This is a genomic window from Streptomyces sp. WI03-4A, assembly GCF_033792105.1.
Lineage (GTDB): Bacteria > Actinomycetota > Actinomycetes > Streptomycetales > Streptomycetaceae > Streptomyces > Streptomyces collinus_A.
In genome coordinates, this window is sequence record NZ_JARAUO010000056.1 from 1 (window position 1) to 22,282 (window position 22,282).

The window sequence follows — 22,282 nt, forward strand, 5'->3', positions numbered from 1 at the left end:
GGCCCGGGGCGGCTGGGCCGGGCTGCACGCGCGGCGGCCGCTGGACCCGGACCTGGTGGTGTACTCGGCGTCCTCGCACCGGGGCGTGCTGGGCGATCCGGCCGCCGTCTTCCACAAGGCGCTGGAGATCGCCCCGCGGCTGCGCGGGGTGTGGGTGGTCCGGGACGAGGAGGCGGCGGCGCAGCTCCCGCCGGGGGTGGAGCACGTGCTCGTGGGCTCCCGGCGCTGTCTGGAGGTCACCGCCCGGGCGAAGTTCTTCGTCAACGACGTCAACTGGCCCGGCTCACTGGTCAAGCGGCCAGGCAGCGTGCACATCCACACCCACCAGGGAACCCCGCTGAAGTACATGGGCGCCGACCTGCTGCACAGGCCCGGCGCCCGGCTCGGCTTCGACGTGCCCCAGATGCTGCGCCGGGCGGACCGCTGGGACTTCAGCCTGGTCGCCAACCGGCACTCGGAGCTGGTGTGGGAGCGGGCCTACCCCTGCCACTTCGCCTCGGCGCGCACCGGCAGCCCGCGCAACGACGTGCTGGTCGGTGCCGGGGACCGGGCCGGCGACGCCTTCCGGCTGCGGCACGGCATCCCGGAGGACCACACGGTGGTGCTGTACGCGCCGACCCGCCGGGACTACCGCAGGGGCGGTTACGTGGAGCGGGTCGACCTGGGCCGGCTCGCGGCGGACCTCGGCGAGGGGCACACGCTGGTGGTCCGGCTGCACCCGACGCTGGCGGCCGGGCCCGCGCGAGGTCTCGGCCTGACCGAGCTGGCCCGGCGCGGGGTCGTCGTGGACGCGACGGACGAGCCGCACGTCGAGGAGGTGATGCTCGCCTCCGACGCGCTGATCACCGACTACTCGGCCCTGATGTTCGACTACGCCAACCTGGACCGGCCGATCGTGGTCCACGCGGACGACTGGGCCCCGTTCGCCGCGAGCCGGGGCGCCTACCTCGACATCACCGCGCACGCGCCCGGCCATGTCTCCCGCTCCCAGCGGGAACTGGCGTGGCTGTTCGCCTCCGGCGCGTGGCGGGACGAGGAGTCGGCGCGGTCGCGGGCGGAGTTCCGGGCGCGGTTCTGCGAGTTCGACGACGGCCGGGCCGCCGAGCGGGTGGTGCGGACACTGCTGCTCGGCGAGTCGATGCCGGCCGCCGGGGAGGGCGCCGTGCGGATCCCCGGCCAGAACGTCGGCGGCGACCTGCTGGCCCCGACGTGAGGCCGCGCAGGTCGCCGTGAGTCCGGGTCCCGGCCGCGGGCCGGGGCCTGACCGAGGTGTTACTCGATGACGAGGTCGACCTCGATGTTGCCGCGGGTGGCGTTGGAGTAGGGGCAGACCTGGTGGGCGGTCTCGACCAGCTTGCGGCCGGTCGCCTCGTCCACCGTCTCGGGCAGCTCGATGCGCAGCGTCACCTTCAGGCCGAAGCCCTCGCCCTGCTTGCCGATGCCGACCTCGGCGGTCACGGCCGCGTCGCTGACGTCCACCTTCGCCTGCCGGCCGACCAGGCCGAGGGCGCTGCCGAAGCAGGCGGCGTAGCCGGCGGCGAAGAGCTGCTCGGGGTTGGTGCCCTGGCCGTTGCCGCCCAGCTCCACCGGCGGGGCCAGTTCGAGGTCGATCTTGCCGTCGGAGGAGACGGCGCGACCGTCACGGCCGTGGGTGGCGGTGGCGACAGCGGTGTAGAGCGCGTCCATGGAGACCATCCCTCTGGGGTGTGGGGTGCTTGTGAGCACAAGTAGAGCACACAATTAAGTTGTGCGCAACTGAATGGTCCGCACGAGCTACCCTGGAGCCATGACCGCCATGCCCACCCCCAGCGCCCCCGAGACGGACTGGCTCCGCCTGGACCGCCAGATCTGCTTCTCCCTGCACGCCGCGTCCCGCGCCTTCAACGGCGTGTACCGCGTGATCCTCAAGGATCTCGGGCTCACCTACCCCCAGTACCTGGTGATGCTGGTGCTCTGGGAGCGGGACGACCTGCCGGTCAAGAAGCTCGGCGAGCAGCTCCGGCTGGACTCGGGCACGCTGTCCCCGCTGGTCAAGCGGCTGGAAGCGGCCGGTCTCGTACGGCGTGAGCGCAGCGCCGAGGACGAGCGGTCGGTGCGGGTGCGCCTGACGGAGGAAGGAGCGGCGCTGCGCGAGCGCGCCCTGGAGGTGCCCCGCCGCATCGCGGCGGCGACGGGCTTCGAGGTGGCCGAGATCGGCGAGCTGCGCGAACGCCTGGACCAGCTCACCTCGGCGCTGGACGCGGCGGCGCTGTCGGAGACGCCGGGCTGCGCGTGACGGCGGCCCTGCGGACGTAGAGCCGTACCGTCACGTCACCCCGCACCCGTTCCGGGCCCGGCACGAAGTCGTGGGCGAGGACGGCGAGCTTCGCCCGCTCGGTGGCGTCGCCCACCCGCCACCGCCCGGCGAGCAGGTCCCGGTCGGCCAGCACCCACACCCGCTCCAGCCGGTCCGTACGGCGGCGCAGCTCCGCCGCCCCGACCTCGGTGCCGTACAGGGTCCCGGACGCGGGCGCCGGTCCGGCCAGGGCCAGGTCCCGCGCGCCGTGGAACGCGCCCGGGTAGGTGAGGGCCACGTTGCGGGTCTGCGCGGGCAGGAAGAGCACGGCACCCCCGGGCCGCAGCATCCGCCCGGCGGCCCGGGAGACGGCCGCGAGGTCGTCGGGGCGGCGGGCGGGGTCCCGGTCGTCGCGCAGCAGCGGCCACTGGTGGGTCAGCGCGAGGAGCACGCCGACGGCACCCGCGAGAGCGGGGCCGAGGGTGCGCGGGCGGGACGGACGCGAGGAGCGGGGGGCCGCGCGGTCCGGGAGGCCGACAGGCCCGGCGCTCCCCGCGAGAGCGGCAGGCCCGGCGCTCGCCGCGAGGACGACAGGCGCGGGGCGGCCCGGGAGGGCCACGGGTGTGCGGCGACCGCCTGCCCACCGGCGGCCCACCGCCGCCGCCACCCGCTCCGCGCCCGCCGCGACCAGCAGCGGCGCACCCGACAGGGCGTAGAGCACGTACCGGTCGACGTACAGCGGCGCCACCTGCGAGGCCAGCATCAGCGCGGCCGGCGGCACCACGAGCAGCGGCAGCGCGACGCCCGCGCAGGTGGGCTCCCCCCGGCGCCCCGCCACCCCGGTCAGACCCACCGCGGCGAGTACCAGGCACACCGCGTACACCCCGTCCGTCGGCCCGAGGCACGACCGGAGCAGGTCGGCCGCGGTGTCCCAGGTCGGCTCCCGCAACCAGGCCACCTGCGCCGACTGGGTCCGCGACACCAGGACCATCGGCACCAGAACGGCGCACACCGCGCCCGCCGCGCACCCCCAGCCCCGCCACACCCGCGCCCCCGCCCGGGCCAGCGTCAGCGACAGCGCGTGGGCGAGCAGCAGCAGGACCGCGAACTCGTGCAGCCAGCAGGTGAGGCCGAGGACCACGCCGTACGCCCACCAGGAACCTTTCCGCACGGCGCGCACCCACAGCAGCGTGGCGCCGGTGGCGCCGGCCGCGACCAGGGCGTAGGACCGGCCCTCCTGCGCGTAGTGGCCGGCCATCGGCGACACGGCGTACAGCAGTCCGGCCCACAGTCCGGCGCGCGGCCGGACCAGCCGGGCGCCCAGCGCGGCGACCAGGCCCGCGGTGAGCGCCGCCGCGCAGACGGACGGCAGCCTGAGCACGACCTCACCGGGATGCACGGTGAGGACGGCGTGCAGGAGGAGGTAGTAGAGGCCGTGCACCGCGTCCACGCCGTGCAGCAGCCGCCAGATCTGGGGCACCGTGCGGCGCGCGACCTGGAAGGTGACCGCCTCGTCCCGCCACATCCCGGAGCGGTCGAGGCCCCAGAGCCCGAGCGCGAGCATGGCCACCGCGGGTGTACAGACGGCGAGCGCCCACCGGCCCCGCCCCGCCCCACCGGCCGTTCCCCCCGCCGCTCCACCGGCCGTCCCGCTCGCCGTTCCACCGGCCGGTGCCCCGGTTGCCTTTCCGGCCGGTCCGCGCGACTGCGGTTCCACAAGAGACCTGACGTTCGCCACGGCTTGATCTTTTGCGATTAGCGAACCTTTGCGGGTCATTGACGGCGTATCGGCATGAATACACCATCCGCCCGGATTAGGCTCCGCCGTGATGAACCGCCTCCGTGTCACCCCCGGCCCGGTCCTCGCCCTCACCGCCGCATGGCTCGCCACCCGCGCCCTGATGTGCCGGCTGCTCACGCACGACAGCTCGCCCCGGCTGGGCGGGGGTGCGGTGCCGCGCGAGGTGTGGCGCCTGTACTTCCACTGGTACGGCGTCCTGTCGCACGGCGCGTTCCCGGCGCACGACAGCACCTGGCAGTACCCGCCGGGCGCCGGGCCGGTACTGCTGGCCCCGGGCCTGCTGCCCTGGCTGACGTACTTCCAGGCGTTCGTCGTGCTGACGCTGGCCGCGGACGCGCTGATCGCGGTGGCCCTCGTCCGTGCGGGGACCCGCCCCGGACACAGCCTGCTCGGCGCGGCCGTGTGGACCGGCGGCCTGCCGCTGCTGCTGCACCTCCCGCTCGCCCGGTACGACGTGGAGGTGACGGCGCTCGCCGTCCTCTCGCTGCTGGCGCTGGGGCGCTCGCCGCGCGCGGGCGGGGTGCTGGGCGCGCTGGGCGCCCTGGTGAAGGTGTGGCCGGCGCTGGTGCTCCTGGGCGCGCCCCGGGGGACGGGCACCCGGACGGCGTGGCGGTGGGCGGCGGCCGCCGGGGGCGCCTGCGGCGCGCTGCTCGCGGTGGCGTTCCGCGACCCGCTCGCCTTCCTCTCGCAGCAGGGCGGCCGGGGTGTGCAGATCGAGTCGCTCGGCGGAACGGCGCTCAGCCTGGCGCGGCACGCGGGCTGGTCCGGCCGGCCCCGCTACCAGTACGGCGCGATCGAGCTGGTCGGCCCGTACGTGCACGCCGTGGCCACCGCCTCCCTCGCGCTCACGGCGTGCGCGTTCGGGCTGCTGGTGCTGTGGCGGCTGCGGGCACGGCACTGGACCCCGGCCACCCCGTACGACGCCGCGCTCACCGGGGTGCTGCTGTTCACAGTCACCAGCCGGGTCATCAGCCCGCAGTACATGATCTGGCTGATCGGGCTGGCCGCCGTATGCCTGACCTCGCGGCACACCAGCCAGCGCCCGGTTGCGGTGCTGGTCCTCGCGGCGAGCGCGCTGAGCTCCGTGGTGTTCCCGGTGTTCTACCGGGACGTGGTCGCCGGGACCTGGCCCGGCTGTCTGCTGATGGTGGCCCGCAACGCCCTGCTGGCGGCCGCCGCGGTGCTCTCCCTGGTCCTGCTGTGGCGCTCCGCCCGGCCGCCGGCCGAAGGATCCGCGCCCAGGGATGAACCCCGACCCGATTCCGACCGTCTTCCTGATCGAGTGCTAAGCATCTCTTAACGGGGTATTACCGAACATTCCTACGCTCCCGGCCCGTGGACCCCATGCAGCCAGACCAACGAGACCCCCGCCCGACGCCCCAGGTCGCCGTCGTCGTCATCGGTTACAACGACGCCGCGCACCTGGCCGACGCCGTGCGCTCGGCGCTCGACCAGGGCGCCGCCGTCGGTGAGGTGGTCGCCGTCGACGACTGCTCGACGGACGGCACCGCCGAACTCCTGGCCCGGCTCGCCGCCGGGGAGCCCCGGCTGCGGGTGCTGCGCCGGGACGTCAACAGCGGCGGCTGCGGCAGCCCGCGCAACACCGGGATCGACGCGGTGACGATGCCGTACCTGATGTTCCTCGACAGTGACGACGTGCTGCCGCCCGGAGCGGTGGACGCGCTGCTGACGGCGGTGACGGGGGCGCTCGCCGAGGTCGCGAGCGGGCTGTGCGTGCGCCGGGAACTGCCCTCGGGACGCGAACAGCCCTGGCAGGCGCCGCTCTACGAGACCCACGCGGTCCTCGCGCGCCCCTCCCAGCGCCCGCGTCTCGTCCACGACACGCTCTGTGTCAACAAGCTGTACCGCACCGACTTCCTGCGCGAGCACGGCATCCGCTTCCCCGAAGGTCGCTTCCTGTACGAGGACTTCGTCTTCACCGCGCGGGTGCTCGCCGCCGCGCCGCGCATCGCGCTCGTGCCGGACCGCGTGTACGTGTGGCACGTGCGCCGGTCGGCCGAGCGGCTGTCGCTCTCCCTGGACCGGGACCGCGTCGAGAACTGGCAGGCGCGCACCGAGGCGTGCGCGCTGGTCCACGACATCCTGCTGGGCGCCGGGCAGAAGGAGCTGGCGCTGGCCGCGCGGGGCAAGTTCCTCGACCACGAGGTGCGCATGTACGCCCGTGAGCTGGCGTTGCGCGACGCGCGGTACCGGAGCGCGTGGTGGGCGCACACCCGGGAGTACCTCGCGCGCTACGACGCCGCCGACTGGGAACGCAACCCCTCGGCGCCGGGCCGGCTGCTCGCCCGGGTGATCATGGAGTCCGCCGAGCCGCTCGACCTGCCCCGGCTGCGGGAGCTGGCCGCCCGCCCGGCCCGGCTGCTGCCGCCCTACGCCCGCACCCCCGGCGGCACCCCCGTGTGGTCCGCCGAGCTCCCGCAGGTCGCGCTCACCCCGCTGCTGACCCGCGCCACCCCCCTGCTGCCGTTCGCGGTCGACGCGGAGCTGCGGCCCCGCGCCCGGGACACCCGGCTGTGCCTGCGGCTGCACGAGCTGTACGGGCGGGTGGCCGAGGCCGGACCGGGTGAGGTGGAGGTGCGGTGGCAGTCGCGGGAGCACGAGCGCACGGCACAGCGCGCGACGGCGACGTTCACGCCCTGCGGCCCGGAGCTCTGGTCGGCCGAGGTGCCGGTCGATCTCGCCGCGCTCGGCGCGGGCACCTGGGATCTGCGTCTGACCTTGCGTTTCGCGGACGGCACGGCCCGGACCATGACGGCGCACGCCCGCGCGGGCGCCGGCCGGCTGCGCCGGCACGCCGTCCCGAGCGCCCGGCACGGCGTACTGCTGACCCAGCCGTACGCCACCCACTCCGGCGCGCTGGCGCTGCGCGTGGCGGCCGGGGTGCGCGGAGTGGCCTCGGTGGCCCGCAGCCGGCTGCGCCGCCTGCTTCACTGAGCGGCACAGGCGGACAGGCACACGGGGACCCAGAGCCACAGGGACACGGAACCGCCGGCCGGACACCGGCCGGCGGACGAGGGGACGGCTGCACATGACCTGGCTGATCACCGGCGGCGCCGGATACATCGGGGCGCACGTCGTACGCGCCATGACCGAGGCGGGCGAGCGGACGGTGGTCTACGACGACCTGTCCACGGGGATCGCCGAGCGGGTGCCCGACGAGGTGCCGCTGGTGCGGGGCTCGACCCTGGACGGCGAGGCACTGGCGCGCACCCTGGCCGAGCACGAGGTGACCGGGGTGGTCCACCTGGCGGCGAAGAAGCAGGTGGGCGAGTCCGTCGACCGGCCGCTGGACTACTACCGGGAGAACGTGGAGGGCCTGCGCGTCCTGCTGGAGGCGGTGACCCAGGCCGGGGTCGCGGCCTTCGTCTTCTCCTCCTCCGCCGCGGTCTACGGCATGCCGGACGTGGACGTGGTGACGGAGGAGACGCCCTGCGTCCCGCTCTCCCCGTACGGCGAGACCAAGCTGGCCGGCGAGTGGCTGGTACGCGCGACCGGCCGGGCGACCGGCCTGGCCACCGCGTCGCTGCGCTACTTCAACGTGGCGGGCTCGGCCACGCCCGCCCTGGCCGACACCGGCGTCTTCAATCTCGTCCCGATGGTCTTCGAGAAGCTCACCGAGGGCGCGTCCCCGCGGATCTTCGGCGACGACTACCCGACCCCGGACGGCACCTGCGTCCGTGACTACATCCACGTGGTCGACCTGGCCGAGGCCCATGTGACCGTGGCCCGGGCGCTGCGCTCCGCCCCCGGGCACGACCTCACTCTCAACATCGGCCGGGGCGAGGGCGTGTCGGTGCGCGAGATGATCGACCACATGAACGCGGTCACCGGCTACGACCGCCCCCCGACGGTCACCCCCCGCCGCCCCGGCGATCCCGCCCGGGTCGTGGCCTCGGCCGACCGCATCGCCACGGAACTCGGCTGGCGGGCGAAGTACGACGTCCAGGACATGATCACCTCGGCCTGGGAGGGCTGGCTGCGGCTGCACCCGGAGGCGGCCCGGTCCTAGGTCGTGGACCCGGCGGGAGCTCCGGGCCGGCTCACAGCGCCTTGAGCGCCCCCGCCGTGGCCCTGGCCAGGTCCGCCAGGTAGCCCTTGGGGAGCTTCGGGGAGCGGATCACCACCGAGCGCCAGTACAGGGGGCCGGAGATCAGGTCCAGGGCGAGGTCCGGGTTCACCCCGGGCCGCACCTCCCCCCGCTCCTCCGCCGCGGCCACGATCCTGCTGGCGACGCTGTCCTGCCCGTCCCGCAGGGCCTTCTGCATCGCGTCCGCGATGTCCGGGTTGCGGGCCGCCTCCGCCTGCAGGTCGGGAATGATCTGGGAGGCGACGGGGTGGCGCAGCGCGCGCGAGGTCACCTCGTACAGCAGCCGCAGGTCCCCCTCCAGGGAGCCGGTGTCCGGCACCGGCAGCCCCATCACGGCCATCGCCGACACCACGTCGAGCACCAGGTGCAGCTTCGAGCGCCACCGCCGGTACACCGCCGTCTTGCCGACGCCCGCCCGCCGGGCGATCCCCTCGATGGACATCCGCGCGTACCCGACCGCCGCGAGTTCCTCGAAGACGGCCGCCCGGATGGCCTCGGTCACGTCCTCCCGGAGCACGGCGGCCCCGGCGGGTGCCCGGCGGCGCGTGCGCTTGGGGGCCTCGTCGGCGTTCGTCGTCATACGGACCAGCATAGGCCGTTACGACGAAACGGTTGCGTTCCGACGCCGGTTGGTTCTACGCTCACGTTGCGACGATACGGTCCCGTCCCGACGTAAGAGAACGTGAAGAGAAACGTAAGGAAACGCCGGATGACGGACGGGGACCGCACCGGCCCGGCAGGCAGCCCGGCCGCCCCCCTCCCCCGAGCGAAAGCAGCGGATGTGAGCCAGGTCCTCCACACACCGCCCCCGACCCAGGTCCCGGCCGGCGACGACCTAGCGGCACTGGCCGCCCGGCACGGCCTGACGGTCAGCGGCGCCCGCCCCTCCCTGCCGGCGTACGTCCGCCAGCTGTGGGCCCGGCGCCACTTCATCACCGCGTTCGCCACCGCCAAGCTCACCGCCCAGTACAGCCAGGCGAAGCTCGGCCAGGTGTGGCAGGTCATGACCCCGCTGCTGAACGCGGCGGTCTACTACTTCATCTTCGGCGTGCTGCTCGGCACCAAGCACAACGTCCCGGACTACGTGCCGTTCCTGGTCACGGGCGTGTTCATCTGGACGTTCACACAGAGCTCGATCATGGCGGGCACCCGGGCCATCGCCGGCAACCTCGGCCTGGTGCGCGCCCTGCACTTCCCGCGCGCCGCCCTGCCGATCTCCTTCGCGCTCCAGCAGCTCCAGCAGCTGCTGTTCTCGATGGCCGCCCTGGTCGTCATCCTGCTCTGCTTCGGCGTGCCGGTCGCCGCCTCCTGGCTGCTGGCGATCCCCGCGCTGGTCCTGCAGTTCGTCTTCAACGCGGGCGTGTCGATGATCATGGCGCGGATGGGCGCCAAGACCCCGGACATCGCCCAGCTCATGCCGTTCGTGCTGCGGACCTGGATGTACGTCTCCGGCGTCATGTGGAGCATCGACAAGCTCACCACGAAGGACCACCTGCCGCACATCGTCACGATCCTGCTGGAGACCAACCCGGCCGCGGTCTACATCGACCTCATGCGGTACGCGCTGATCGACAGCTTCCACGCCCACCAGCTGCCCCCGCACGTGTGGGCGGCGGCCGTCGGCTGGGCCCTGCTCGCCGGCGTCGGCGGTTTCATCTACTTCTGGAAGGCTGAGGAGACGTACGGCCGTGGCTGAGCAGACCTTCGCGAACGCGCCCGAGAACCGCGGGACCACCGAGCAGATCCCCACCGTCGTCGCCGACCGCGTCGACATCGTCTACCGGGTCAACGGCACCGGCGCGGGCCGCGGCTCCGCCACCGCCGCCCTCAACCGCATGCTGCGCCGCAAGCAGGCCGAGAAGGCGGCCGGCGTCCGCAGGGTGCACGCGGTGAAGAAGGTTTCCTTCGTCGCCTATAAGGGTGAAGCCATCGGCCTCATCGGCACCAACGGATCCGGCAAGTCGACCTTGCTCAAGGCGGTCGCCGGACTGCTGCCGGTCGAGAACGGACACATCTACACCGACGGCCAGCCCTCGCTGCTCGGCGTCAACGCGGCCCTGATGAACGACCTCACCGGCGAGCGCAACGTGCACCTCGGCGGCCTCGCCATGGGCATGTCCCGGGAGCAGGTCAAGGAGCGCTACCAGGACATCGTCGACTTCTCCGGGATCAACGAGAAGGGCGACTTCATCACCCTGCCGATGCGCACGTACTCCTCCGGCATGGCCGCCCGCCTGCGGTTCTCCATCGCCGCCGCCAAGGACCACGACGTCCTGCTGATCGACGAGGCCCTCGCGACCGGCGACCGTTCCTTCCAGAAGCGCTCCGAGGAACGGATCCGCGAACTGCGCCGGCACGCGGGCACGGTCTTCCTCGTCAGCCACAACAACAAGTCCATCCGCGACACCTGCGAGCGGGTGCTGTGGCTGGAGCGCGGCGAGCTGCGCATGGACGGGCCGACCGAGGACGTCCTCAAGGAGTACGAGGCCTTCACCGGCGACAAGAGCGACAAGCCGGCCAGACCGGCGAAGAAGGCGGCCCCGAAGAAGGCGGCGGCGCAACCCGCGGCGCCGAATATTCCTCTACCTTCGTGAGGCTTCCTCTTACCTCAGGCGTGGTTATCCCTTTCACCCATCTAGTGACAGTATGTTAAGAAAGGTCCCCCTGCAGACGACAAGGCGAAGGAGTCCACCCGCGATGCCCCAACTGAGCGTCATCGTCTACGGGCCGAACACCCAGGGGCATCTGACGGAACTCCTCGACGCGCTGGAGACCCGGCCCCTCCCGGACGCCGAGGTGATCGTCGCCGCGGTCGGCGACTGGGCGCGGGAGACGGCCGAGGGCCACGCGCCCGACACCGTCGTCGTCCCCCTGCCGGAGGGCACCTCCGACGCGGCGGCCCGTGCGGCGGGGGCCGCGCGGGCCGCCGGCCGCTGGCTGCACTTCGTGCACGCCAAGGACGGCCTGCCCGCCGGCGCGACCCGGCTGATCGCCGAGCGCGCCGCCGAGCTGGACGACTCGGTCGACGTCCTCCTCCTCGACCACGTCACCACCACCTGGCAGACCGCCGCCGCCCCCTCCCGCGACGGCCGTCACCTGGCCGCCGCCGGACGCGCCGTCCTCGCCCTGGACGACGCCTCCGACCTGCTGCGCCTCACCCCGCTGCTCGGCAACCGCGTCCTGCGGGCCGCGTTCTGGCGGGCCCACGAGGAACGGCTCACCACCGACGACGAGCCGGGCGCCGCCTACGCGGCCCTGCTGCACGCCGAGCGGGTCGCCTGCCTGAACCAGGTGGCGTACGAACACCGCAGGCTGCGCCCCCAGAGCCTGCCGCCGCGCGCCCCCGAGGACCGCTTCGCGCTCATCGACCGCTACGAGTCCCTCCTCCCGCTCGCCCGGGACCGCCGCGCCGCCCGCGCGGTCATGTACGACCTGATGGTCCGCGACCTGGTGCGCGCCTTCGCCGGTGAGCAGCTGCCCGACGCGGTGGCCCGCGAGTTCTTCCGCCGGGCCTCCCTGGCCGCGGTCCGCTGGCGCCCCGAGAACCACCGGCGGCCGGCCGGCCTCGAAGGCGTACGGCACGGCCTGCTCGAAGAGGGCGCCTACACCAAGTACCGCGCCTTCCAGGCCGCCAACCGCACCCGCCGCGCGGCCAGGAAGACGGTAAGAACCCGCAAGCGCCAGATCGGCGCCAAACTGCGCGACCAGCAGTACCGCAGGGCGCTCGCCCGCCCGGTCGACCCGAACCTGGCCGTCTTCGCCGCCTACTGGGACCGCGGGGTGGCCTGCAACCCGGCCGCGATCGCCGCCAAGCTCGCCGAACTCGCCCCGCACATCCGCCGGGTGTGGGTGGTGAACAAGGAGAACGCGGCCCTGCTGCCGCCCGGCACCGACCACGTGATCCCGGGTACCCGCCGCTACTGGGAGACGCTGGCCACCGCCAAGTACCTGACGAACAACGTCAACTTCCCCAACGCGGTCGTCAAGCGCCCCGACGCGATCCACCTGCAGACGCACCACGGCACCCCGCTCAAGCGCATGGGCCTGGACCAGATGGACCACCCGGCCGCCGCCAAGGGCCTGGACTTCGCCGCCCTGCTGGCCCGCGTCGACAAGTGGGACTACAGCGTCAGCGCCAACAGCCACACCACCCGCATGTGGGAGCGCGCCTACCCGGCCCGCTACGTGTCCCTGGACCACGGCTATCCGCGCAACGACGTCTTCTACACCGCCACGGCGGCCGACGTCCGCGCGGCCCGCGAGCGCCTCGGCATCGCGCCCGGCCGCACCGCCGTGCTCTACGCCCCCACCCACCGCGACTACGAGGCCGGCTTCACCCCCCGCCTCGACCTGGCCGCCCTCGCCGACCGGCTCGGCGAGGACACCGTCCTGCTGGTCCGCGCGCACTACTTCTACGGCGGCGCGGCCTCCCCGCTGACCGACCTGCGGCGCTCCGGCCGGATCATCGACGTCTCCTCCTACGACCCGGTCGAGGAGTTGTGCCTGGCCGCCGACGCGCTGGTCACGGACTACTCGTCGATCATGTTCGACTACGCCAACCTGGACCGGCCGATCGTCGTCTACGCCGACGACTGGGAGACGTACCGGACCACCCGGGGCGTCTACTTCGACCTGACGGCCGAGGCACCGGGCCGGGTCGCGCGCACCCAGGAGGAGCTGACGGAGATCCTCACCTCGGGCGCCTGGCGCGACGAGTGCGCCGCCAAGGCGCGGGCGGCCTTCCGGCGCCGGTTCTGCGAGTTCGACGACGGCCGCGCCGCCGAGCGGGTGGTACGCCGGGTCTTCCTCGGCGAGCCCGAGGAGGCGCTGCCCCCGGTGATCCCGCTCGAGGAACGCACCCCCGCCCCGACCCCCGAGGAGGCCACCGCATGACGACCCCCGACGTGACGGTCACGGTCATCGTCTACAACGACGCTGCCCGGCTGCCCCGGGCGGTCGCCTCCCTGCGCGCCCAGACGCATGCCGACATCGAGATCGTCATCAGCGACGACCACTCCACCGACGAGACACCGCGGGTCGCCCGCGAACTGGCCGCGCAGGACCACCGCATCCGCTACCTGCGGCTGCCGGAGAACAGCGGCGGGTGCAGCGCCCCGCGCAACCGGGCCATCGAGATCGCCCGGGCGCCGTACCTGATGTTCCTGGACAGCGACGACGAACTGCCGCCGCGCGCGGTCGAGTTGCTGCTGGCCGAGCACCGAGAGCGCGAGGTGGACTTCACCATGGGCGCGGTACGCCGGGTGCGGGTGGACAACGGCCGGCGCTCGACGTGGATGCCCCACCTGGTCACCGAGCGCCGCACGCTGGACGGCATCGAGGCCGACCCGCGGCTGCTGTTCGAGCACCTGTCGACCAGCAAGATGTACGCCCGCGCCTTCCTCGACCGCCACCGGCTCCGCTTCCCCGAAGGCATCCACTACGAGGACCAGCTCTTCTCGGCGCAGGCGTACTGCCTGGCGAAGGCGTTCACGATCATTCCCGACCCGGTGTACGTCTGGTACATCGAGCCCTTCGCGACCGAGTCCGCCGCCTCCATCTCCAACCAGCGGCACAAGATCTCCAACGTCCGCGACCGGGTGCACGTCCAGCGCCTGATCGACGACTTCCTGGTGGAGAACGGGCACACGGCGCTGCGCGAGGACAAGGACTTCAAGTTCCTCAAGCACGACTTCCGGATGTACGCGGGCGACCTGCCCTACCGGGACGACGAGTGGCTGGCGTCGTTCGCCGAGATCATGAACCCGTACCTGGAGACGCTGGCGGAGGGCGCGTTCGCCCGGCTGCCGCGCTCGGAGCGGGTGGTACTGCAGCTCCTGCGCGACGGCCGTCTGGCCGACGTCCGGCTCGCGGCGCGCGGCCTGGCGCACGGCGTGGCACCCCGGCACGTCGCCGCCGACGCCTCCGGTGCCACCTACTGGGGCGACACCGTCCCCGCGTCCGACCGGGCCCGCCGCGAACTGGCCCTGTCCGACCTGGAGCTGGAGACCCGGCCGTTCCCCAGCGCGCAGTTCCGGCACGAGATCACCGAACTCACCGCGGGCCCCGGGGCCTGTCTCACCCTCGCGATCCGCACCTACGACCCGGGGCTGCGGCTCCCGGTCGGTCCGCAGCGCGCGAGTCTGGTGCTGGCCCCCGGCCGGCGCCGTCTGACGGTCCCGTTCCGGCTCGACCCGGTCCGCCCTGGCCTCTTCGAGGGCCGGGTCAGGCTCGACCTGGCGGCCGCGTCCCTCCCCGTGCAGGGCTTCGACGGGGTGCGGCACCCGCTGCTCCGCCTGGAACAGCAGGGCCTCGTCCACTCGGGCCTGCTGCTGGCCCCGCTGGACTTCCCGACCCGCACCGCGCGCGTGGAGTACCGCTCCGGCGCCACCACGCACGACGTCACCGTCGAACCCGAGGGCCGCAACCCCGGCCGGCTCCAGATCCGCTGGCGCCCGGTGGGGGTCACGGCCCGGGTGATCCGCCCGGTGGTGCGCAAGGTGGCCCGGCCGAAGGTGCGCAACGCGGCACGGCTGGTGGCGAGCGTACTGAGGTAGGCGCCCGGCCGCTCCCGAAAACAGGGGCGTGCGGGACGGCCGACGCCGTCCCGCACGCCCCTGAGGCGTCTTCGTCAGCGCTCCACCCGGTACAGCACCTGTCCGCCAGGGCCGGTGGCGACCCGCCGCAGCCACGGCTCGGCGGCGCCCCGGCCGCCCACGACCCAGCGCACGCCGTACTCCCGCACTATGGCCCGCCGGGTGCCGGCCGGGGTGTCCGCGGCGAAGTAGTGCGTCACGGCCGCGTCCCGCCTGGCCGCGTCCGGCAGGAACACGTCGGGGTACCCGGGGGCCACGGTGTACGGCCCGTACGCGGGGATCTGCCGGGACGGCATCGTGCGCGCCATGACCACGTCCCCGTACTTCACCCAGGGCGTGATCCAGTGGTAGCCGACCCACGGCGTCCGGTACTTCGCCGCGACCGCGGCGGGCAGCGCGTCGCGCCCGACCACGTAGCCGAGCGTCCCCACCTGTGTCCACGCGCCCACCGTCAGCGCGACGGCCAGCACGCCCGCCCACGCCGCGCGGACCGCGCGCCGGCCCGCCGACACGGTCTCCAGCGCGGCCGCGAGCTGCGCGGGGATCAGCACGGCCGGCAGGGCGCGCCCCCAGGAGTAGTGCCCGGTCAGCCCGCCCGCGGCGAACACCAGCACCCCGAGCGCGAAGAACAGCGCCAGCGGGTCCCGGCGGTCCCGCCGCAGCCGCAGGCCCAGGGCCACGACCCCGAGCAGGACCAGCCCGAACCGCTGGAGGAGGTGACTGTAGAGCGGCCGGTGGATCGCCTCCAGGTCCGCTCCCGCGGAGAACAGGGCGAAGAAGTCGTAGTACGGCCACACCCACAGCAGCGCCACGCCCAGGGCCGCTCCGGCGCCCAGCCGCAGCAGCGTCCCGCGGTCCGGCCGCGCGGAGATCACCGTGGCGAGCACGCCGAGCGAGGCCACCACCCCGGTGAACTGGTGGCAGAGCAGGATCAGTCCCCACAGCAGGCCGAGCCCCAGTGCCACGCCCCAGGAGATCTCACCGCGCAGCGCCCGGGTGAGCCAGGCCCAGAGGTGGAAGGAGAGGCCGAGCGCGCACACGCTGGGGTACGCCACCGTCAGCGCCAGCGAGTTGAGGCCGAGGAAGCCGCTCCAGTTGAACAGCAGCGGCCCCCACAGCAGCAGCAGGCACAGGATCGCCAGGGCGGGGGCGGCGCGATGGGCGCTGAGCGTGCGGACGTACCGCCACACGCCGGTGATCAGCAGGCCGAGACCGGCGAGCGCCCCGATCCGCAGGACGACGAAGACGGGCAGGCCGGTCACCCGGGCGACAGCGCCCAGCAGCAGCATCCAGGGGGAGTAGTACGGGCTCGGTGTGTCCGCCGCGACCAGCGGGTTGCCGGGGTGCAGCAGGCTGTGCCGCAGCCTCTGCACGGTCGCCGCGTGCATGCCGAGGTCGCCCGCCCAGGGCAGGCGGACGATCACCAGGACCATCAGGAGCAGGACGAGCGCGGCGGCGGCCTGGGGCAGCACCCGGCCGGCGCTCGCACCGCTAGGCGGCGTGGCGCGCATCCTGCTGGAACACCCAGGTGCGGTAGACGAGGAACCGGAAGGCGGAGGCGAGGACGATCGACAGTGCCTTCACCGCGTTCGACTCGACCGTGCCGTGCAGCCCGAGCCCGTGATATCCCACCCAGAACAGTCCGCTTTCCATCACCACACCGAGACCGCTGAAGACGAAGAACAGGACGATCTGACGGCGGGTGCGCGAGGCCCGGTCGCGATAGGCGAAATACCGGAAGCCCACGTAATTGGTCGCCATGGCGATACAGCTCGCCAGGACCGTCGCGGTCATCGCGGGCCAACGCAGGCCGTGCAGCAGCAGGTTGAACACCAGGAAATTGACGAGGACGCCGCTGCCGCCGACGACCCCGAATTTCACGACTTCCAGCACGACTCGCGTGACCGGGCGGGCCGGAGCCGGCGCGGGAGCCGCGGCCGGCGGGCGGGTCTCGGTGAGGTTCACAGTCACAGCGCAGACCCTATCCGAAACGTCCCGATTAGCAGGAAACGGTAAATTCACCGCACGTTTTCGGCTAGCAATCGGCAAGAACGAGGGCGCCCCGGGCCTGGACCGGCCCGGGGCGCCCTGGTCGCCTCACGGCGTCGTTCGGCTACGAGTGCGTGCGCAGCAGCGTCCGCATCGTGCGCATCGCGACCGACAGGTTGGCGAGGTCGAAGGAGTCCGAACCGCGGATCTCCTCCAGGGTGGTGCGCGCCCGGCTCAGGATCGCCGCGTTCTTCTGCTCCCAGTCGGTGAACCGCTGTTCGGGCGTCGAGGTGCCGTTGCCGACCGCCAGGACGTCCGCCGTGAGTGCCGCGTGGGCCGCGTACAGGTCCTCACGGATGGAGGCGCGGGCCATGGACTGCCAGCGGTCGGCGCGGGGCAGCTCGATGATGCGGTCCATGAGCTGGGTGATGCCGAGGCGGTCGGCGAGGTCGTAGTAGACCTCGGCGACGTCCAGCGGCTCCTTGCCCATGCGGTCGGCCACCGAGACGATGTCGACCGCCGGGAAGGCGGAGGAGAAGCCGGCCACGCGGGTGGCGATCTCGTCCGGGACACCGGCGGCGGACAGCTCGTCGTACACGTGCTGGTACCACTCCAGGTCCGCGCCCTTGAGCAGCTTCGGCAGCTGCTGCCAGACCTGCTCGACCCGCTCGGAGAAGAACTCGATGGTCTCGGCGAGCTGCAGCGGCTGCGGCCGGTTGTTCAGCAGCCAGCGGGTGCCGCGCTCCACCAGGCGGCGCGAGTGCAGCCTGATCCGGGTCTGGACGGCCGCGTCGACCTTGTTGTCCAGCTCCTCGACCGCGTCCCACACCGGCGCCGAGCGGAAGATCGTGCGGGCCACGGTCTGCGCCCGGACGATCTCCTCCAGGGAGGCCCCGGTCTCCTCGCGCAGCCGGTGCAGGTACGTCGTACCGCCCGTGTTGACCGTGTCGTTGACCAGCACGGTCGTGGTGATCTCACGGCGCAGCGGGTGGTTGTCGATGGCGTCGGCGAACCGCTCGCGCAGCGCCGACGGGAAGTAGGCGTGCAGCAGGGTGCGCAGGTACGGGTCGTCCGGCAGCGAGGTGTGCAGCAGCTCCTCGGCCACCGTGATCTTCGTGTACGCCAGCACGACGGCCGTCTCCGGACTCGTCAGGCCCTGGCCGTGGCCGAGGCGCTCGCGGATCTGGCGGTCGGTGGGCAGGAACTCCAGCGCCCGGTCCAGGTGGCCCTCGCGCACCAGGTGGCGGATGAACCGCTGCTGGGCGTGGAGCATGTCCTTGGCCTGGAACAGGGCGTTGGCGAGGGCCACGTTCTGCGCGTAGTTGTTGCGCAGGACCAGCGCGCCGACCTCGTCGGTCATCTCGGCGAGCACCTTGTTGCGCTGCTTGACGGTCATGTCGCCGTCGGCGACGAGACCGTTCAGCAGGATCTTGATGTTCACCTCGTGGTCGGAGGTGTCCACACCGGCGCTGTTGTCGATGGCGTCGGTGTTGATCTTCCCGCCGTGCATCGCGAACTCGATGCGGCCGAGCTGGGTCAGACCCAGGTTGCCGCCCTCGCCGACGACGCTGACCCGCAGGTCCTGGCCGTCGACGCGGATGGCGTCGTTGGCCTTGTCGCCGACGTCGGCGTTGGACTCCGCCGACGACTTCACGTAGGTGCCGATGCCGCCGTTCCACAGCAGGTCGACCGGCGCGTGCAGGATCGCCTTCATCAGGTCGGCCGGGGTCATCTTGGAGATCTTCTCCTCGATGCCCAGGGCCTCCCGGATGTGCGCGTTCAGCGGGATCGCCTTGGCGGTCCGGGGGAAGATCCCGCCGCCCGCCGACAGCAGCGCGGTGTCGTAGTCCTCCCAGCTGGAGCGGGGCAGCTCGAACAGGCGGCGGCGCTCCGCGTAGGAGGTCGCGGCGTCCGGGACCGGGTCGATGAAGATGTGCCGGTGGTCGAAGGCGGCGACCAGGCGGATGTGCTCGGAGAGCAGCATGCCGTTGCCGAACACGTCACCGGACATGTCGCCGATGCCGACGACCGTGAAGTCCTCGGTCTGCGTGTCCACGCCCAGCTCGCGGAAGTGCCGCTTCACGGACTCCCAGGCGCCGCGCGCGGTGATGCCCATGCCCTTGTGGTCGTAGCCGGCCGATCCGCCGGAGGCGAAGGCGTCGCCGAGCCAGAAGTTGTACTTCTCGGCGACCCCGTTGGCGATGTCGGAGAACGTCGCGGTGCCCTTGTCGGCCGCGACCACCAGGTAGGTGTCCTCGCCGTCGTGGCGCACCACGTCCTGCGGCGGCACGACCTCGCCGGCCACCATGTTGTCGGTGATGTCGAGCAGCGCCGAGATGAACGTCTTGTAGCTGGCGATGCCCTCGGCCAGCCACGCGTCCCGGTCGACCGCCGGGTCCGGCAGCTGCTTGGCGACGAAGCCGCCCTTGGCGCCGACCGGCACGATGACGGTGTTCTTCACCATCTGCGCCTTGACCAGGCCGAGGATCTCCGTGCGGAAGTCCTCGCGCCGGTCGGACCAGCGCAGACCGCCTCGGGCGACCTTGCCGAAACGCAGGTGGACGCCCTCGACCCGGGGCGAGTACACCCAGATCTCGTACGCCGGGCGCGGTGCGGGCAGGTCCGGGATGGCCTGCGGGTCGAACTTCATCGACACGTAGTCGTGCGGGGCGCCGCCGAGCGCCTCCTGGAAGAAGTTCGTGCGCAGGGTGGCCTTGATGACGGTCAGGAAGGAGCGCAGGATGCGGTCCTCGTCCAGGCTCGCCACCTGGTCGAGAGCGGCGTCCAGCTCCTCCAGCAGGGCGTCGGTGATCTCCAGTCCGGCCTTCTGCCGCTCCGGCGACATCCGCGCCTCGAACAGCGAGACGAGCAGCCGGGTGGTGTGGACGTTGTTGCGGAGGGTGTCCTCCATGTAGTCCTGGCTGAAGGTGGAGCCGGCCTGCCGCAGGTACTTGGCGTACGCGCGCAGCACCATCGCCTGCCGCCAGTCCAGCCCGGCGCTCAGCACGAGGGAGTTGAAGCCGTCGTTCTCCGCCTTGCCGGTCCAGGTCGCGGCGAACGCCTCCTGGAACCGTTCACGCGCGTCGTCGCCCAGGTCCCCGCCGGCGCCCGCCGTCTTCGGCATGCGCAGGCCGAAGTCGTAGATCCAGGCGGTCGTCCGGTCCGCGCAGCGCATCTCGTACGGCCGCTCGTCGGTGACCTCGACGCCCAGCCGGCTCAGCACCGGCAGCACGTGCGACAGGGAGACCGTGCCGCCCTTCTGGTAGATCTTGAAGCGGCGCTCCTCGGGCGCGGCGCCGACCGGCTCGTACAGGCTGAGCGAGAACGCCTTGTCCTCGCTGAGCTGCTCCAGGTGGACGAGGTCGGCGACGGCGGCACGCGGGGAGTGGTCGGCCTTGTAGCCCTCGGGGAAGGCGTTGTTGTAGCGGCGCAGCACCTCGGCGGCGCGCTCCTCGCCGACCTCGGCGGTCAGCGCCTCGGCGAACGCGTCCGCCCAGGAGCGGGCGGCCTCGACCAGGCGCGACTCGATGCGCTCCTTGTCGGCGTCCGACAGCTCGGGCAGCTCGGTGCCCGGCGGTACCCGGACGACGAAGTGCAGCCGGGACAGGATCGACTCGGTGTTCCAGGCGGTGAAGTCGACGCTGATGCCGCCGAGCTCCTCCTTCAGGATGTCGATGATCCTCAGGCGCACGCCGGTCGTGTAGCGGTCGCGCGGCAGGTAGACGAGGGCCGAGTAGTAGCGGCCGTACTCGTCCTGGCGCAGGTAGAGCCGCAGCCGGCGGCGCTCCTGCAGGTACAGGACGCTGGTCGCGATGGCCTGCAGCTCGGCCGGCGGGGTCTGGAACAGCTCGTCGCGCGGGTAGGTCTCCAGGATCTGGAGCAGGTCGCGGCCGTCGTGGCTGTTGGGCGAGAACCCGGCGAGGTCAAGGACCTCTTCGACCTTGCGGCGGATGACCGGGACGCGGCGCACGGACTCGGTGTAGGCGGCCGAGGAGAACAGGCCGAGGAAGCGGCGCTCACCGACGACGTTGCCGTCCGCGTCGAACTTCTTGACGCCGATGTAGTCCAGGTACGACGGCCGGTGCACGGTGGCCCGGCTGTTGGCCTTGGTCAGCACGAGCAGCTTGTGCTCGCGGGCCTTGGCGCGGGCGTCGGCGGGCAGCCGCTCGAAGGACGGGCTGACCGGGTGCTGGTCGTCCTCGGCGTGCTGCGGGTCCGAGCGCAGTATGCCCAGACCGGTGCCGGGGACGGCGGCGAGCGTGTCGTCGTCGCGCAGCTGGTACTCGCGGTAGCCGAGGAAGGTGAAGTGGTCGGTGGCCAGCCAGCGCAGCAGCTCGCGGGCCTCCTCGACCTCGGGGGCGGGCAGGTCGCCCGGCACCGGCTCGTCGCCGAGGCCGTCGGCGATCCGGGCCGCCGCGTCCCGCATCTTCTCCCAGTCCTCGACGGCCTCGCGGACGTCGGACAGGACGCGCAGCAGGTCGGCGGTGATCTGCTTCAGGTCGGCGCGGTCGGTCTCACGGTCGATCTCGACGTGGATCCAGGACTCGATGTGCGCGTCGTGCGGCAGGTCGCCGGCGGGCGGGGTCGCCAGCACCTCGACGAGCTTGCCGGTGACGTCGCGCCGGACCACGAACTGGGGGTGGATCACGACGTGGATGCCGCGGCCCTGCCGGGTCAGCTCGTTGGTGACCGAGTCGACGAGGAAGGGCATGTCGTCGGTGACGACCTCCACCACGGTGTGGCTGCAGGTCCACCCGTTCTCTTCCACGCTCGGGGTGTGCACCCGCACGTTCGCGGTGCCCTGCGGTCGCATCTCGGCCAGCCGATGGTGCGAGACCGCGGCGCTGAAGACGTCGACCGGGTCGCGGTCGGCCAGGTCCTCGGGTGCGGTGTGCAGGTAGTAGCGCTGGAGGAACGCGAGCACGGATTCGCTGTCGGGAGTGCCGGCCGTACCCTCGCCCGTCGTCCCGGTCGGTAGGTGCCCCCCGACCGGGCTGTTCTCAGCTACCCGGGCGGCCCGTTCGAGCAGCTCGGCCTTGGCTTCGTCCAGCTTGGTCTGCATTGTCCTCTGGCTCCTGTCGCGCGCCGTTGCGTGACGTAGAAGGAAAAACGGTCTCTTCCCCTCCGGCTCGACGCCACGGCCCGGGGTGTCCGGTCCGATCCGACGCTATGCCGCGAGGTGAGACGAGCGGGGTGTATTCGGCCATTCTCGGCCCGTCCGTCGGATGTGACGCTGCTCTCGGCACCGTCCTGTCCGGGGCCGGCATCGGCGTCCTGGGGGCTTCCGCGCCCCCTTCCCGCCCGCGAAGACCAGCGACCGCCGCCCGGTCACGGAGGTGTTCCGTGCAACCCGGGCGCGGGGCAGGGGCAGCATCGCCCCCGCGAGCTATCGCGCTGATCACGCCACAAGGCTATCGCTCCTCACCCCGGACCCGTCATGAGCCGTATGTGTACAAAAGAGGGGGCCGAAGTTTGACGTTCTGCACAGCAGCGGCGCCGGGGCGCGTGACGTAACC

Annotated in this window: 15 protein-coding genes; 9 read left to right on the plus strand and 6 right to left on the minus strand. The window is 72.6% G+C overall.

Annotation, left to right across the window (positions count from 1 at the left end; genetic code table 11):
- Positions 1 to 1,213 (plus strand): CDP-glycerol glycerophosphotransferase family protein (locus PV343_RS36250; protein WP_319151290.1); only part of this gene is annotated, 1,213 nt, incomplete at its 5' end.
- A gap of 59 nt (positions 1,214 to 1,272) precedes the next feature.
- Here the strand turns inward: PV343_RS36250 and PV343_RS36255 are convergent.
- Positions 1,273 to 1,686, minus strand: coding sequence for an organic hydroperoxide resistance protein (locus PV343_RS36255; protein WP_317443657.1), 414 nt, complete (start codon positions 1,684 to 1,686; stop codon positions 1,273 to 1,275).
- A gap of 73 nt (positions 1,687 to 1,759) precedes the next feature.
- On the opposite strand from PV343_RS36255, the gene PV343_RS36260 reads away from it, so the two are divergent.
- Positions 1,760 to 2,275, plus strand: coding sequence for a MarR family winged helix-turn-helix transcriptional regulator (locus tag PV343_RS36260; RefSeq protein WP_415923539.1), 516 nt, complete (start codon positions 1,760 to 1,762; stop codon positions 2,273 to 2,275).
- Here the strand turns inward: PV343_RS36260 and PV343_RS36265 are convergent.
- On the minus strand, positions 2,223 to 3,839 hold the full coding sequence (locus PV343_RS36265; protein WP_319151319.1) for a glycosyltransferase family 39 protein: 1,617 nt from the start codon (positions 3,837 to 3,839) through the stop codon (positions 2,223 to 2,225). The genes PV343_RS36260 and PV343_RS36265 overlap by 53 nt on opposite strands.
- Positions 3,840 to 4,104: 265 nt before the next feature.
- Between PV343_RS36265 and PV343_RS36270 the strand changes: the two genes are divergently transcribed.
- The 3 genes from PV343_RS36270 (at position 4,105) to galE (ending at position 8,106) form a co-directional block, all read left to right on the plus strand.
- The gene (locus PV343_RS36270) at positions 4,105 to 5,376 is read left to right on the plus strand and encodes a glycosyltransferase 87 family protein (RefSeq protein WP_319151291.1); all 1,272 of its coding nucleotides are present in this window, start codon (positions 4,105 to 4,107) and stop codon (positions 5,374 to 5,376) included.
- Between the two features lie 44 nt (positions 5,377 to 5,420).
- Positions 5,421 to 7,031, plus strand: a complete 1,611-nt coding sequence (locus PV343_RS36275) for a glycosyltransferase family 2 protein (RefSeq protein WP_319151292.1) — start codon at positions 5,421 to 5,423, stop codon at positions 7,029 to 7,031.
- Between the two features lie 94 nt (positions 7,032 to 7,125).
- Complete coding sequence (gene galE, locus PV343_RS36280; protein ID WP_319151293.1) at positions 7,126 to 8,106, plus strand: UDP-glucose 4-epimerase GalE; 981 nt, start codon at positions 7,126 to 7,128, stop codon at positions 8,104 to 8,106.
- A gap of 31 nt (positions 8,107 to 8,137) precedes the next feature.
- On the opposite strand, the gene PV343_RS36285 is transcribed toward galE, so the two are convergent.
- Positions 8,138 to 8,764: a TetR/AcrR family transcriptional regulator gene (locus tag PV343_RS36285; RefSeq protein WP_319151294.1), complete on the minus strand. Its 627-nt coding sequence runs from the start codon at positions 8,762 to 8,764 to the stop codon at positions 8,138 to 8,140.
- Between the two features lie 201 nt (positions 8,765 to 8,965).
- Here PV343_RS36285 and PV343_RS36290 point away from each other — a divergent pair, with 201 nt between their 5' ends.
- The 4 genes from PV343_RS36290 to PV343_RS36305 all read left to right on the plus strand — a co-directional run bounded on the left by PV343_RS36290 (position 8,966) and on the right by PV343_RS36305 (position 14,738).
- Complete coding sequence (locus tag PV343_RS36290; protein WP_319151295.1) at positions 8,966 to 9,880, plus strand: ABC transporter permease; 915 nt, start codon at positions 8,966 to 8,968, stop codon at positions 9,878 to 9,880.
- Positions 9,873 to 10,778 (plus strand): ABC transporter ATP-binding protein, encoded by a 906-nt coding sequence (locus PV343_RS36295; RefSeq protein WP_319151296.1) that lies wholly within the window; start codon positions 9,873 to 9,875, stop codon positions 10,776 to 10,778. Before PV343_RS36290 ends, PV343_RS36295 begins: the two co-directional genes overlap by 8 nt.
- A gap of 103 nt (positions 10,779 to 10,881) precedes the next feature.
- The gene (locus tag PV343_RS36300) at positions 10,882 to 13,077 is read left to right on the plus strand and encodes a CDP-glycerol glycerophosphotransferase family protein (protein WP_319151297.1); all 2,196 of its coding nucleotides are present in this window, start codon (positions 10,882 to 10,884) and stop codon (positions 13,075 to 13,077) included.
- Positions 13,074 to 14,738: a glycosyltransferase family 2 protein gene (locus tag PV343_RS36305; protein ID WP_319151298.1), complete on the plus strand. Its 1,665-nt coding sequence runs from the start codon at positions 13,074 to 13,076 to the stop codon at positions 14,736 to 14,738. Before PV343_RS36300 ends, PV343_RS36305 begins: the two co-directional genes overlap by 4 nt.
- Before the next feature lie 74 nt (positions 14,739 to 14,812).
- Here PV343_RS36305 and PV343_RS36310 read toward each other — a convergent pair whose 3' ends face one another.
- The 3 genes from PV343_RS36310 to PV343_RS36320 all read right to left on the minus strand — a co-directional run bounded on the left by PV343_RS36310 (position 14,813) and on the right by PV343_RS36320 (position 21,828).
- Entirely contained in the window at positions 14,813 to 16,288 is a 1,476-nt protein-coding gene (locus PV343_RS36310) for a hypothetical protein (RefSeq protein ID WP_319151299.1), read from the minus strand.
- The gene (locus PV343_RS36315) at positions 16,269 to 16,748 is read right to left on the minus strand and encodes a GtrA family protein (protein ID WP_319151300.1); all 480 of its coding nucleotides are present in this window, start codon (positions 16,746 to 16,748) and stop codon (positions 16,269 to 16,271) included. Before PV343_RS36315 ends, PV343_RS36310 begins: the two co-directional genes overlap by 20 nt.
- A gap of 142 nt (positions 16,749 to 16,890) precedes the next feature.
- Positions 16,891 to 21,828: an NAD-glutamate dehydrogenase gene (locus tag PV343_RS36320; RefSeq protein ID WP_319151301.1), complete on the minus strand. Its 4,938-nt coding sequence runs from the start codon at positions 21,826 to 21,828 to the stop codon at positions 16,891 to 16,893.
- Between the last annotated feature and the right edge of the window lie 454 nt (positions 21,829 to 22,282).